Source organism: Flavobacterium kochi, assembly GCF_048286715.1.
In the GTDB taxonomy this organism is placed as follows: domain Bacteria; phylum Bacteroidota; class Bacteroidia; order Flavobacteriales; family Flavobacteriaceae; genus Flavobacterium.
Genome location: NZ_JBLVPW010000016.1, coordinates 40,345 through 54,693, shown reverse-complemented (window position 1 = coordinate 54,693; position 14,349 = coordinate 40,345). Strand labels below are relative to the sequence as shown.

14 protein-coding genes are annotated in these 14,349 nt (G+C 36.5%); 8 read left to right on the top strand and 6 right to left on the bottom strand.

Going from position 1 to position 14,349, the window contains the following annotated elements:
• Positions 1 to 55: 55 nt before the first annotated feature.
• Positions 56 to 2,908, top strand: coding sequence for a carbamoyl-phosphate synthase large subunit (gene carB / locus ACNQGH_RS14805; RefSeq protein ID WP_417956800.1), 2,853 nt, complete (start codon positions 56 to 58; stop codon positions 2,906 to 2,908).
• A gap of 150 nt (positions 2,909 to 3,058) precedes the next feature.
• Here carB and ACNQGH_RS14800 read toward each other — a convergent pair whose 3' ends face one another.
• From ACNQGH_RS14800 to ACNQGH_RS14775, 6 genes are all read right to left on the bottom strand, one after another.
• Positions 3,059 to 3,514, bottom strand: coding sequence for a DinB family protein (locus ACNQGH_RS14800; protein ID WP_417956799.1), 456 nt, complete (start codon positions 3,512 to 3,514; stop codon positions 3,059 to 3,061).
• A 52-nt stretch (positions 3,515 to 3,566) separates the two neighbouring features.
• A complete protein-coding gene (locus tag ACNQGH_RS14795) occupies positions 3,567 to 4,460 on the bottom strand; it encodes a dienelactone hydrolase family protein (protein ID WP_417956798.1) in 894 nt (297 codons plus the stop codon).
• Between the two features lie 114 nt (positions 4,461 to 4,574).
• Positions 4,575 to 5,177: a YkgJ family cysteine cluster protein gene (locus tag ACNQGH_RS14790; protein WP_417956797.1), complete on the bottom strand. Its 603-nt coding sequence runs from the start codon at positions 5,175 to 5,177 to the stop codon at positions 4,575 to 4,577.
• Positions 5,178 to 5,441: 264 nt separating this feature from the next.
• Positions 5,442 to 5,879 carry a VOC family protein gene (locus tag ACNQGH_RS14785; protein WP_417956796.1) on the bottom strand — a complete coding sequence of 146 codons (438 nt, stop codon included), beginning with the start codon at positions 5,877 to 5,879 and terminating at the stop codon, positions 5,442 to 5,444.
• A 121-nt stretch (positions 5,880 to 6,000) separates the two neighbouring features.
• Entirely contained in the window at positions 6,001 to 6,645 is a 645-nt protein-coding gene (locus ACNQGH_RS14780; protein WP_417956795.1) for a dienelactone hydrolase family protein, read from the bottom strand.
• 44 nt (positions 6,646 to 6,689) lie between these two features.
• Positions 6,690 to 7,319, bottom strand: coding sequence for a phosphoribosyltransferase (locus ACNQGH_RS14775; protein ID WP_417956794.1), 630 nt, complete (start codon positions 7,317 to 7,319; stop codon positions 6,690 to 6,692).
• Positions 7,320 to 7,603: 284 nt separating this feature from the next.
• On the opposite strand from ACNQGH_RS14775, the gene ACNQGH_RS14770 reads away from it, so the two are divergent.
• From ACNQGH_RS14770 to ACNQGH_RS14740, 7 genes are all read left to right on the top strand, one after another.
• Complete coding sequence (locus ACNQGH_RS14770) at positions 7,604 to 8,566, top strand: ion channel (RefSeq protein WP_417956793.1); 963 nt, start codon at positions 7,604 to 7,606, stop codon at positions 8,564 to 8,566.
• A gap of 74 nt (positions 8,567 to 8,640) precedes the next feature.
• Entirely contained in the window at positions 8,641 to 9,537 is an 897-nt protein-coding gene (locus ACNQGH_RS14765; RefSeq protein ID WP_417956792.1) for a MerR family transcriptional regulator, read from the top strand.
• Positions 9,538 to 9,572: 35 nt separating this feature from the next.
• Complete coding sequence (locus ACNQGH_RS14760) at positions 9,573 to 11,042, top strand: phytoene desaturase family protein (protein ID WP_417956791.1); 1,470 nt, start codon at positions 9,573 to 9,575, stop codon at positions 11,040 to 11,042.
• A 2-nt stretch (positions 11,043 to 11,044) separates the two neighbouring features.
• Positions 11,045 to 11,884, top strand: a complete 840-nt coding sequence (locus ACNQGH_RS14755) for a phytoene/squalene synthase family protein (RefSeq protein ID WP_417956790.1) — start codon at positions 11,045 to 11,047, stop codon at positions 11,882 to 11,884.
• Positions 11,885 to 11,931: 47 nt separating this feature from the next.
• Complete coding sequence (locus ACNQGH_RS14750; RefSeq protein ID WP_417956789.1) at positions 11,932 to 12,372, top strand: sterol desaturase family protein; 441 nt, start codon at positions 11,932 to 11,934, stop codon at positions 12,370 to 12,372.
• A 153-nt stretch (positions 12,373 to 12,525) separates the two neighbouring features.
• Positions 12,526 to 12,987 (top strand): SRPBCC family protein, encoded by a 462-nt coding sequence (locus tag ACNQGH_RS14745; RefSeq protein ID WP_417956788.1) that lies wholly within the window; start codon positions 12,526 to 12,528, stop codon positions 12,985 to 12,987.
• Positions 12,987 to 14,282, top strand: a complete 1,296-nt coding sequence (locus ACNQGH_RS14740) for a cryptochrome/photolyase family protein (RefSeq protein ID WP_417956787.1) — start codon at positions 12,987 to 12,989, stop codon at positions 14,280 to 14,282. Before ACNQGH_RS14745 ends, ACNQGH_RS14740 begins: the two co-directional genes overlap by 1 nt.
• Positions 14,283 to 14,349 lie beyond the last annotated feature (67 nt).

Genomic DNA, 14,349 nt, shown 5'->3' with positions numbered 1-14,349 from the left:
TGAGTAACTTTGAACTTTTAAAAAAAATAACTACACAACACAATAATACCATACAATGCCAAAAGATACATCCATAAAATCGGTTTTAATAATAGGTTCAGGCCCAATTGTTATTGGTCAAGCATGCGAATTTGATTATGCAGGATCACAATCTGCACGTTCTATTCGTGAAGAAGGAATTGAAGTGATTCTAATCAACTCCAATCCGGCTACGATTATGACCGACCCAACGATGGCCGATCACGTTTACTTGAAACCATTAACGACCAAATCAATTATTGAAATCCTTAAAGCACATCCTCAAATCGATGCCGTTTTACCTACTATGGGTGGACAAACCGCTTTGAACTTGTGTCTGGAAGCGGATGAAAAAGGAATTTGGTCTGATTTTGGAGTAAAATTAATCGGGGTTGATGTCAATGCCATTAATATTACTGAAGACAGAGAGCAGTTCAAACAATTGCTTGAAAAAATAGGAATTCCTGCTGCACCGGCAAAAACTGCTACTTCTTACCTTGAAGGAAAAGAAATTGCCCAAGAATTTGGTTTTCCACTAGTTATTCGTCCTTCGTTTACACTTGGAGGAACCGGAGCTGCTATTGTTTATAAAAAAGAAGATTTTGACGAACTTTTAACCAGAGGTTTAGAAGCATCACCGATTCACGAAGTTTTAATTGATAAAGCTTTGATGGGTTGGAAAGAATACGAATTGGAACTTTTGAGAGATAAAAACGACAATGTTGTGATTATCTGTTCTATCGAAAATATGGATCCAATGGGAATTCATACCGGAGATTCAATTACTGTTGCGCCTGCAATGACATTATCTGACACCACTTTCCAAAAAATGCGTGATATGGCCATCTTAATGATGCGAAGCATTGGGAATTTTGCTGGAGGTTGTAACGTGCAGTTTGCGGTTTCACCTGATGATAAAGAAGATATCGTTGCGATTGAAATCAATCCTCGTGTGTCCCGTTCATCAGCCTTGGCATCAAAAGCAACGGGTTATCCGATTGCAAAGATTGCTTCCAAACTAGCTTTGGGGTACAATTTAGATGAATTGCAAAATCAAATTACCAAATCAACTTCCGCTTTATTCGAACCTACTTTGGATTATGTGATTGTTAAAATCCCACGTTGGAACTTTGATAAATTTGAAGGAGCTGACAGAACGTTGGGACTTCAAATGAAATCCGTTGGTGAGGTAATGGGAATTGGACGTTCGTTCCAAGAAGCGTTACATAAAGCGACTCAGTCATTGGAAATCAAAAGAAATGGTTTAGGAGCTGACGGAAAAGGATATAAAAACTACGAACAAATTATCGAGAAACTGACTTTTGCGAGTTGGGATCGTGTTTTTGTGATTTATGATGCTATCGCGATGGGAATTCCATTGAGCCGCATTCATGAAATCACTAAAATCGATATGTGGTTCTTGAAACAATACGAAGAATTATATACTTTAGAAAAAGAGATTTCAAACTATAAAGTAGAATCTTTGCCAAGGGAATTGTTATTGGAAGCGAAACAAAAGGGGTTTGCAGACAGACAAATTGCACATATGGTAGGTTGTCTGGAAAGCCAGGTTCACAATTTACGTTCAGAAATGAAAATCAATCGTGTATTCAAACTGGTTGATACTTGTGCTGCTGAGTTCAAAGCAAAAACGCCTTACTATTACTCGACTTTTGAAGCTGAAATAGAAAAAGCAAACGGAGAACGTTATGTTGACAACGAAAGTATTGTTACTGATAAAAAGAAAATAATTGTTCTTGGGTCGGGCCCAAATAGAATTGGGCAAGGAATCGAATTTGATTATTCTTGTGTGCATGGGGTGCTTGCCGCGAAAGAATGTGGTTATGAAACCATCATGATCAACTGTAATCCAGAAACGGTTTCGACTGATTTTGATACAGCCGATAAATTGTATTTCGAACCGGTTTTCTGGGAACATATTTACGATATTATCCAACATGAGAAGCCGGAAGGTGTTATTGTACAATTGGGTGGGCAAACTGCCTTGAAATTGGCCGAAAAACTGTCTAAATACGGAATAAAAATACTTGGAACTAGTTTTGATGCTTTGGATTTAGCCGAAGACAGAGGACGTTTCTCAGAGCTTTTAACTGATTTAAAAATTCCTTTCCCTCAGTTTGGAATTGCTGAAACAGCTGACGAAGCTTCTGCTTTGGCTGATACTTTAGACTTTCCATTATTGATTCGTCCTTCTTATGTGTTGGGTGGTCAGGGAATGAAAATTGTCATCAACAAACAAGAATTAGAAGAACACGTAATCAATTTATTGAAAACGATTCCAGGAAATAAATTGCTTTTAGATCATTATTTGGCTGGTGCAATCGAAGCCGAAGCTGATGCGATCTGTGATGGGGAAAATGTGTATATCATAGGAATCATGGAACATATTGAACCTTGTGGAGTGCATTCTGGAGATAGTAATGCAACTTTGCCACCGTTTAACTTAGGCGAATTCGTAATGCAACAAATTAAAGACCATACCAAAAATATTGCGTTGGCTTTGAGAACGGTTGGTTTAATCAATATTCAGTTTGCGATAAAAGACGATATTGTATACATCATTGAAGCGAATCCAAGAGCATCCCGTACGGTTCCATTTATTGCAAAAGCATACGGAGAGCCTTATGTAAACTATGCTACCAAAGTAATGTTAGGTCACAATAAAGTAACCGACTTTACTTTCAACCCACAGTTGAAAGGATTTGCGATCAAGCAGCCGGTTTTCTCTTTCAGTAAATTTCATAATGTGAATAAAGCATTGGGGCCAGAGATGAAATCAACAGGAGAAAGCATCTTGTTTATTGATGATTTGAAAGACGATCAATTCTACGAATTGTACTCTAGAAGAAAAATGTATTTGAGTAAATAAACACTTAAATTTAGTATAAGTAAAAGCCCCGTTTGGGGCTTTTTTTACGGAGTTAATTTTATTTTTTGGATTTCTTATCACTAATCCGACACAAAACTATTTTTTTTGAATTAAGGTTAAAATTCAAATCGTTGTTAGCGGCTCATTGTTTTAGATAAACTTTCGAATGTTCATTATAAATCCAAGGTGAAGCGCTTCATGATAATTATTATATTCTATTGCCTCTTTTACTGATGATAAATGAAATCCGATTCCTGTTGTAAAGGCATCATAGGAAATGAATTTTTCGTTTTTAAAATCGATTTTTGTTTTTTCAACTAATGAAATTAGCAGTTTTTTGAGTTCGTCAATTTCTATTTGCGTTGTTGTACCTGTTGGTTTTGTTCCGTTTTTGTAACGCTCAAATAATTCTTCAGAAATACATACCGGTACTTTTGATCTTCTGTAAACTAATCCTTGTTGTGATACGACAACGTGACCAATGTTCCAAATTATATTGTTACCAAATCCCTGAGGGATAGTATTTAATTGTTCTAATGAATATTGTTCTAAAAAGGTTAAGAAAATAGTTCTATTTGCAGTCCAAATTTTGAAAGTTGATTCCATTTTTTATTGATTTTATTTTTCCCGCTCTTTATCAAATCGCGCGATTCTGAAATTATTTTTTTTTGAGTTTCTCTTTGAAAAAGTCGATAGTGCGTGTCCAGGATAAAGTAGCGGCTGTTTCGTCGTATCTTGGAGTGGTATTGTTGTGGAAACCATGATTGACTCCGGGATAGAAATAGGCGGTATGTCCTACTTTATTCTTTTTAAGTATTGCTTCAAAAGCGGGCCAGCCCTCGTTTACTTTGGTGTCTAAACCTGCATAGTGCGCCATGATGGGCGTGGTTATTTTTTCGGCTTCTTCAGCAGTGGGTTGTCCTCCGTAATAAGGTACCGCAGCAGCTAAAGTAGGAATCGTAACCGCCATCATATTAGCGATCCAACCTCCAAAACAAAATCCAACAACACCTACCGAGCCATTACAGTCTTTGTGTGATTTTAGGTAGTTATAGGCTGCAATGAAGTCTTCGAGCATTTCTTCACGGCTGCGTTTTTTTTGTAACTCTCTTCCGGCATCATCATTTCCCGGATAACCGCCTAAGGGCGATAATGCATCTGGTGCCAGAGTGATGAATCCTTCGACTGCAGCTCTTCTTCCTACATCTTCAATATAAGGATTCAGCCCGCGGTTCTCATGCACTACAATGATTCCAGGTAATTTTTTTTTGGTTTCGGTTGGTCGGGACAAAAGCGCTTTGATGGTTCCTCCTCCTTTGGGCGATTCGTAAGTGATGTATTCTGATTTTAATCTGGGATCTTCGGGTTTGATTATAATAGAATCCAGGTAGTTAGGCGTCATAAAGCTAAGAAGTGAGGGAAGAGTAACGCTGCCTATAGCAAACAGGGATAACTTTTCAACAAATTGTCTTCTTTCTATTTTATTATGGGCATAGTCGTCATACAAATCAAAAATCTCCTGACTGATATCTTCTTTGGTTAGCTTTTTCATAAAATTTATTTTTATGCAACTAATTTAGGAAAAAAAGTGATTGCTTCAGTAGCAGTAGCAGTAGCAGTAGTATTTGTATTGTTCAATCCGTGCGTGCAGTGCTTTACTTTTATTCTAATTTGCGAGATCTCCGGGAAACGGTCTGTAGGCATAATAATGCAGGACTTCTTCAATGGCCATTTTTAAGGCTTCGTTTATTGGGAGTAAAATAGTGGCTAGCCTATTGTCTATTTGTGTGAGTTGCATATAATAATCAGAAAAAATGGGTACATATAATCCTTTGCGGATGGCCTCTTCAGTATCATTATAGTTTTTTTGTTGTTCTTCTTTTATTATTTTGCAAGTGGCCAATCGTAGTTTGCCATATTTGTCTCTGCTGGCGGCATACCCAAAAAGCCTGCAAATTAATCCGCGATAACGATAGTTACTACAGCTTCCGTTGTTACGGTCCAAAACAGCAAGAGGTCGGTATAAATGGCAGTTTCTGTCGGATTTGTTGTTTAATTGCACTACCATTTCTTCGGCTTTGCCGTTTAAAAATAAATACAAGGCCCACGGCAAAAACTCCAAAGGTGAAGCAACTATGTCTGGGGTGGAACAGCACTTGCCACAGCCAGTACGACAATGTAAAGTAGTTTCTGATTTGAAAGTGGTAATTTCATTTTCAAGACGGCCAAATATTTCTTCAACCAATCGAACCTTATGCGCTATAGACATTAATTTTTGTCTAATGTACGCTATTAAAAAGGGTTAACTGCATAATCCAGTTTTTCTTCAATTTGTGAAGCTGTTTTTATTTCAGAGACTATATCCTATTGATTCAAATCCCAGTTTAAAGAGACAGGTGTTTGTCGAGAGTCACTAATTTGCAAAGCCACACGGTCTGGATTACTACATCATAGTCCCTAAAATAGTTTGCCGCTAAACATAAAAAAGGCCCCTAATTTGGGGCTTTTCTAACGGGATATTTTAAAATTGGTTTTATGCTGCTTTATTTTTTTCAAAATTCACCATCCAATTCACACCAAATTTATCAGTAAATGTTCCAAAATAGCCGCCCCAAAAAGCGTCATCCATTGGCATTCCCACTTTTCCACCTGCGGAAAGCGCATTGAATAGTTTGTCGGCTTCTTCTTTACTTTCTGCAGTGATGGAAAGCGAAAAATTATTCCCATACACGGTTTTAGCTCCAAATGATGAGAAGCTGTCACTTCCCATTATCGCTGTTTCCTTACTGATGGGTAAGGAAATATGCATTATTTTTTCGGCGTCTCCGGGAGGACAGGTTTTACCCTCTACCACGGGCATATCCTTAAATTTTCCCAAATAGGAAAATTCACCGCCAAAGACGGATTTGTAAAAATTGAACGCTTCTTCGCAATTCCCATTGTAGGTGATATACGTATTTACTGTTGCCATAGTACTTGTATTTAAATGTTAGAGTGTTTGTTTTTTAATTGATTTGAATGCTAATAAAATAAATAAACTGATTTTAAATGTTAAATTAAAATTTAAATTGGGGACTTTGAGATGGCAATAATTAGTCCTCTTTTTTTATCAAATGTCTCTTGTACCAGACGATCGCCAGATTGGCGACTTCTTGCAATTTTCCTGGTTCTTCAAACAAATGGGTTGCTCCAGGAATTATTTTCATTTCTTTTACGGATTGCAGTTCGTCATAAGCCATTTTATTCATCCCAATAACCGGAACATCTTCACCGCCGACGATGAGTAGCGTAGGAGCGGTTACTAATGGCAGTTCATTAAGGACTAAATCAGGACGTCCGCCTCTTGAAACTACCGCTTTTATTCTTTTTCCAAAATGGGCTGCCGCCCCCAATGCTGATGCTGCTCCCGTGCTGGCTCCAAAGTAGCCTATGGGTAAGTTTTTAGCGCCTTTATATCCCATTAACCATAAGGTAGTTTCGATTAATCGGTTGGTCAGTAAATCAATATTAAACCTGTTTTCATAAATACGATCTTCTTCTTCGGTAAGTAAGTCAAAGAGGAATGTGCCTATTTTTTGTTGCTGAATCAATTCTGCTACCATTCTGTTCCGGGAACTGAACCGGCTGCTGCCACTTCCGTGTGAAAAGACAACAATCCCAATTGCGTTTTCAGGAATCACTAAATCCCCTTTCAATGTCATAGATGACAAGGGGATATCCAAATCTAATTTCTCCATGATTAATTTTTTAAAATAAACAATAAGTAGATTTGTAGTGCTATTCAGGGGCTTGCAGCACTTAAGATTTTAATTACTTCGTCATCTTCGACTTGATCAAATTCTTCGTAGAATCCACCTACACCTCTAAAAGATTTGGCGGCAATCAAGCAGACAAATTCATCCGTATTTTTCTCAAAGGTGTTTACGGTATCATAGGGTATTACAGGTACTGCAACAATAATTTTTGCAGGATTTTTTTTTCGCAGCATACTTATGGTGACCAGCAGGGTATTTCCAGTTGCTATACCATCGTCTATTATGATTACGTTTTTGCCTTTTATATCAAGAGGTATGCGATTGCCCATATAGCGTTCGTAATTTCTACGTAACAATTTTCGCAGACGCACAATTTCTTCTTCTATATACTCATTGGGAACACCAGGATGTTCGTCAATAATTGTGGAATCTACTGATACGGCACCTATGGCAAATTCCTTATTGTAGGGATGTCCAATCTTTTTGGAGAGGACAATGTCTAAAGGAAGATGTAAACTTTTGGCAATTATAGCTGCCACAGGTACTCCGCCTCTGGGGACAGCAAGAACAACGCTATTGGTATTCTTGTATTTTTGTAATTTTTCTGAAAGCAATAAACCAGCTTCAATTCTATCTTTTAATATCTCGTTATACATAACATTGGGTTTTATATAATAAAAGAAAAATTTAACATAAAGATACTGATTTTCAGTTAGTTTGATTTGTTTTGCAGCATTATTTTTTTATTGAATTTTCAAATTAAATTTGAAAATATTTCCTGCCCTCCTTATAAAATAATCCCTTTAAAAATGGATCCATAAAGCAATAGTTGTGCTATAAAATGATTTTTTTTCGAATTAAAGACGCATTTGAAAGCTAAAGGAGCCCTGTTTTTATAAAAAGATTTTAACTAATTTTACTCACAACTAATTGAAATGAAATGGCCTCTTTGAGAAATATCAATTTAAAAGCTAAAGCAGATAAAAATACTGGCTTTGGAACAAACGCCAACAGTTATGGAGGGCGTTTTGTCAATAAAAACGGAACTGCCAATATAGAGAAACGAGGCCTGTATTTTTTGCATCGGATCAGTTGGTATCATACGATGATTGATATGTCAATATGGAAATTCATGCTTATTATTTTATCTTTCTATGTTGGAATTAATTTTGTGTTTGCTACCATTTATTATGGAATTGGCATAGAACATTTGGACGGCATCAGTCCTTCAGAATCGAATTGGGTACAGTTTGGTCAGGCCTATTTTTTTAGTGCCCAAACTTTTACCACAGTAGGGTATGGGCATATCAGTCCTTCAGGGTTCATGGCAAGTCTCGTCTCTGCTGCTGAAGCGTTAATTGGCTTGTTGAGTTTTGCTATTGCTACGGGTTTATTCTTCGGGCGATTTAGCAAACCCACCGCATTTTTGAAATTTTCCGATAATGCCCTGATTGCACCTTATGGAGAAATCAAGGGTTTAATGATTAGAACCACACCTTTCAAAAACACGAATTTCACTGATGCTGAAGCAAAGATGACTCTTGGAATGAGTATTGAAGAAAATGGTATAATGACTAATAATTTCTACTCTTTAGAGCTGGAATTGGATAAAATAAATGCGTTAACCTTAAGCTGGACTTTGGTGCATCCAATTACCGAAAATAGTCCCCTTTATAACTTTACTAAAGAGGATTTTGAAAATACTCACGGTGAAATTCTTGTATATATCAAAACCTTTGATGATATGTTTAGCAATACGGTTGCAATTCGAACTTCCTATACATTTAATGAGGTTGTTTATGGAGCGAAATTTGAGCCGATGTACGCGCGAAGTACCGATAATTCTAAAACAATCTTGAATTTAGACAAATTGAATGCCTTTGATAATGTCACTTTAGAATAAAACAATAGTTTGCAGCTTATTTCAAATTTATAGGGAAAAATATTTTATATTTGTTTATTAAATTTACATAAACAATGAACAATATAAAAAGCATTTTTAGTATAAAAGATCTTGAAAATCTTTCTGGAATAAAAGCGCATACCATACGAATCTGGGAGAAAAGATACAATATACTGCAACCAATGCGTACCGATACGAACATTCGATTGTATGATTTGGGTAGTTTGCAAAAGCTTTTGAATATTACTTTGTTGCATGATTATGGTTATAAAATATCAAAAATTGCTACGTACCCTCCCGAAAAAATACCCTCCCTTGTAAGAGAGATTATTTCTGCAAAAAACACAAAAAATCATGCTATCAGTGCCTTTAAAATGGCAATGATGAATTTTGATCAGGAGTTGTTTTTTAATACTTACAATTGGTTGATTGCCGACAGATCTTTCAGGGAAATGTTTCATGAGGTTTTTATTCCTTTGATGAATGAGTTGGGATTGTTGTGGCAAACCGATACGATTACTCCGGCACATGAACACTTTATCAGTTATCTGGTGAAGCAAAAGTTATTGGTTAATACCGAAAAGCTTCAGGTTTTGAAACAAACCAAATTTGATAAGGTATTTGTCTTATCACTTCCAATGAATGAAATACATGAACTAGGTCTGATGTATTTGAATTATGAAATCCTTTTGCAGGGATATAAAACGATTTACCTGGGGGAGAGTATGCCAATTGAAAATTTGAAAGATTTAAAAAAATATTTTAATCCTATTGTTTTCATATCCTACCTGACAGTTCAGCCTGAGCGCGATTCCGTAAATGAATATGTCGCGGAAATGACCGCTGAATTGGTAGACGATAACACGGAGTTGTGGTTTGCCGGCAGATTGGTCGAATGTATTAATAAGGAAGGCCTATCTAATAAAGTTTCAGTTTTCGATTCCATTTCGGAATTAATTGATCAAATTTAATTTTTGTTTAATATTTTAGTATATTTGTTGAACAAATGAAAAAGAAAATTACAATTATAGGTTCGGGATTTTCAGCTTTGGCAGCATCTTGTTATTTGGCTAAAAGTGGTCATGACGTGGCTGTTTTTGAAAAAAATACCACTATTGGCGGAAGAGCCCGGCAATTAAAAAGCGATGGATTCACTTTTGATATGGGACCGAGCTGGTATTGGATGCCAGATGTATTTGATCGTTTTTTTGCTGATTTTGATAAAAAAACAACAGATTACTATGAGCTCATAAAATTATCGCCTGGGTATCGAGTCTACTATGGTATTGCTGATTTTATCACCATTGCAGATAATTTACCGGATATTACAATCGCTTTTGAAGCCATTGAAAAGGGCAGCGGTACAATATTAAATGAATTTATCGCGGAAGCCAAACGCAATTATGATATTGCCATTAAAGATTTAGTATATCGTCCGGGACTTTCACCATTGGAATTGGTAACGGTGGAAACGGCTAAAAAAGTGGGGCAGTTTTTTAGTAACATCAGTAAAGATGTGCATAAGAAATTTAAGAATGAAAGACTAATTCAAATATTGGAATTTCCAGTATTATTTCTTGGAGCGAAGCCGTCTGACACACCGTCTTTTTATAGTTTTATGAATTATGCCGATTTTGGTCTTGGAACCTGGTATCCTAAAACGGGGATGTACGACGTAGTTCGTGCGATCGAAAGTTTAGCAAAGGAATTAGGAGTTGCGTTTCACACGAATTCAACTATTGAAAAAATAATTGTTGCCGATAAAGTGGCAAAAGCGATAGTTGTAAATGGTGAAACGATTGCGTCCGATTTGATTTTAAGCGGAGCGGATTACCATCACACCGAAACGTTGCTGGATAAGGAATATCGGGCGTATTCAGAGCAATATTGGGACAGCCGTGTTTTTGCTCCGTCATCACTATTGTTTTATTTGGGTTTTGATAAAAAAATAGAAAACATGTCCCATCACGCATTATTTTTTGATGTTGATTTTTATCGGCATGCAAAGGATATTTATGATGAACCGCAGTGGCCAAAGGAACCTTTGTTTTATGCAAATTTTCCTTCGTTGACCGATAATACGGCTGCTCCTGAAGGAATGGAAACCGGATTTTTTCTTGTTCCGTTAGCGCCTGGGATTACAGATACCGAAGAATTGCGAGAGCAATATTTCAATATTATAATAGATCGTTTTGAAACTTTAACGCAACAAAGCGTAAAAAACAACATTGTATTTAAGCAATCGTTCTGTAAAAATGATTTTGTTTCGGAATACAATTCGTATAAAGGAAATGCCTATGGAATGGCGAACACCTTATTACAAACCGCTTTTTTAAGACCGAAATTAAAAAGTAAAAAAATAAAGAATCTATATTTTACGGGGCAATTAACCGTTCCTGGACCGGGTGTTCCGCCGGCATTAATCTCGGGAAAACTGGTGTCGGAGTTAATAAATAAGCAATTTTTAGCACAATAGCCATGAAGCAATTATTTGATGACGTATCTTTCAAATGCAGTAAACTGGTTACCAAAAACTACAGTACTTCATTTTCATTGGCGGTTTATATGCTGGCACCAATCATTAGAGATGCCATATACAGTATTTATGGGTTTGTTCGTTTTGCTGATGAAATTGTAGATTCATTTCACGGTTTCGACAAAGAAAATTTGATTAATGATTTCGAAAAAGAATATTACAAATCGTATCATTCCGGGATAAGTATGAACCCGATTTTGAATTCTTTTCAGCAAACCGTGAAGCAATACAATATTACTGATGACTTGATTCAGGCTTTTTTGAAAAGTATGAAATTGGACCTGGTGAAATCAGATTACAATAGCAGAGCGGAATATGAAGCCTATATTTATGGCTCTGCAGATGTAGTTGGGTTGATGTGCCTTAAAGTATTTGTAGCCGGAAAAGAACAAAAATACGAACAGTTGAAAGACGAAGCCATGCGATTGGGTTCCGCTTTTCAAAAGGTCAATTTTTTGAGAGATTTAAGGGACGATAATCTAATTTTGAACCGGAATTATTTTCCAGGTGTCGATTTGAATTCATTCGATGAAAAGACGAAGCAGATTATTATAAAGGAAATACAAGAAGATTTTAATGTGGCATATAAGGGGATTTTAAAACTGCCGATTGAGGCTAAATTTGGGGTTTACACGGCATTTGTCTATTATAAAAAATTGTTGAAAAAACTAGAAAACACGCCTTGCCATGAAATTGGGAATTCGAGAATTCGGGTTTCTAATTATACTAAAGCGGGCCTGTTGGCTCAATCTTTTGTGACCTATAAATTAAAATTAGTGTGAACGTTCAGTTGTTTTGAAAAAGTATAGTTTAATTAAATAAAAAAATAATGGTTTCTTTTTTAATCTTTTTCGGAGTTTTCCTTTTTATGGAATGTGTGACCTGGCTTACGCATAAGTATGTTATGCACGGTCTGATGTGGTATTTTCATGCCGATCATCACCAGCCTAAATACACTGCTGTTTTTGAACGAAATGATGTGTTCTTTGTGATTTTCGCGATCCCCAGCATCGTTCTTTTTTACTATGGTGCAGCAGCCGGAATGAATTATCTCTTTTTCATTGGACTCGGAATAACATTGTATGGATTTTGCTATTTCATGATTCACGATGTTTTGATTCACCAACGATTTAAGTGGTTCAAAAACACAAATAATAAGTATCTGATTGGATTGCGCAAAGCACATAAAGTGCATCACAAACATTTGGGTAAGCAACATGGAGAATGTTTTGGGATGCTGTTTGTACCTTTCAAATATTATAAAATTTAGAAATTCTATTGGGATCTGATCGCTAAAAAAGGGGTTTGAGCACTATATTCCTTTTATCTTATCCCTGGCAAAAAAAGCAAGACTTTATAAGGGTTCGGTCATGCCTCACGCGAGTCCAGCGTCTACTATTTCAATTTAAAATTATTAGAACTAATGAAACTTTATAAAAAAGAAACCATTCAGCATATAAATGCAAGTATAGAAGAATGCTGGGCTTTTTTTTCCAGTCCAGGAAATCTTCAGAAAATTACGCCAAAGACAATGGGTTTCGAAATTACCGATTTCGATAATAAATCCATGTATGAAGGACAGATTATTCAATACAAAGTGGCACCTCTTTTCGGACTTAAATTGCCTTGGGTAACCGAAATTACATTCGCGAAGGAAAATAGTTATTTTATTGACGAACAGCGTTTTGGGCCTTATGCGCTGTGGCACCACAAACACTTTTTTGAAGCTACTGAAAACGGTACTACAATGACCGATTTAGTTCACTATGCTTTGCCTTTCGGTTTTATCGGCCGTATCATCAATACTTTGGTGGTGAAAAATAAATTGAAAGCCATTTTTGATCACAGACGCATCATGGTGGATCAACTGTTTAATTCTAAATAATGAGCAAACAAGAAATAACTTTTTTTTGGTTCAGACGGGATTTACGTCTGGAAGATAATGTGGGATTATTCCATGCTTTACAATCCGAATATCCTGTTGTTCCTTTGTTTATTTTTGATGATTCCATCTTGGACAGTTTGCCAAAAAACGATGTCAGAGTAGGTTTTATCCATGAGAATCTTGCGATAATAAATACGCGGCTGAAAGAAATAGGAACTTCATTTTTGGTAAGAAAAGGCAATGCCAGTGCTGTTTGGCAAGCACTCCTTCAGGAATTTGACGTTAAGAAAGTCTTTTTCAATAAAGATTACGAGCCGTATGCAATAAAACGGGATGCTGCAATTTGTGAATTATTGCAGGCAAACAATACAACCTGTGATTCTTTTAAGGACCAGGTTATTTTCGAAGAGAAAGAAATCACAAAAGCCGATGGACTGCCTTATACTGTTTATACTCCTTATAAAAATAAATGGCTGGAGCAATACAAATCCATAACGCCGATTCCGGAATATAAAACAACCCCTGTGTTTTCTAATTTCCATAAGAGTGACTTTCTTTTTCCAACTTTAGCGCAGATAGGATTTGCCGAAAGTCCTGTGAAAGTCAAGTCTTACAACTTAGAATGGATTGGTAATTATCAGGATATAAGAGATTTTCCAGCGTTGGACAAAACATCTTATCTTTCACCACATCTGCGTTTTGGTACAGTAAGTGTCCGAAAAGTAGTGAATTGGGCCTTTGATAAAAACGACGTTTTTTTGAGTGAACTCATTTGGAGAGAATTTTTTATGCAAATACTATTTAGCTTTCCAAAAGTAGTTACCCAAAACTTCAAATCGGCTTATGATGGGATTCAATGGCTGAATAACGAAGAAGATTTCAAACGCTGGTGTACCGGAACTACCGGATATCCGATGGTTGACGCCGGAATGCGTCAGCTCAATGAAACAGGATACATGCACAATAGAGTCCGAATGGTTGTGGCAAGCTTTCTATGCAAACATTTATTGATCCAATGGCAATGGGGTGAAGCCTATTTTGCAGAAAAATTATTGGATTATGAATTGTCTGCCAATGTAGGGAACTGGCAATGGGCTGCAGGAACGGGTTGTGATGCAGCGCCTTATTTCAGAGTTTTCAATCCTGAAATTCAGCAAAAAAAATTCGATGAAAAAGGAAGCTACATCCGTAAATGGATTAAAGAGTTTGATTTTGGATATGGAGCGCCTATGATTGATCACGCTATGGCCAGAGATCGGGCGATTGCAACTTATAAAGCGGGAATTTTGAAATAAAACAGTACTTTTCTCTGGTGTTTTGGCATTTTAAAAGTCACGATTTCATAATCCATTCATAATCCAT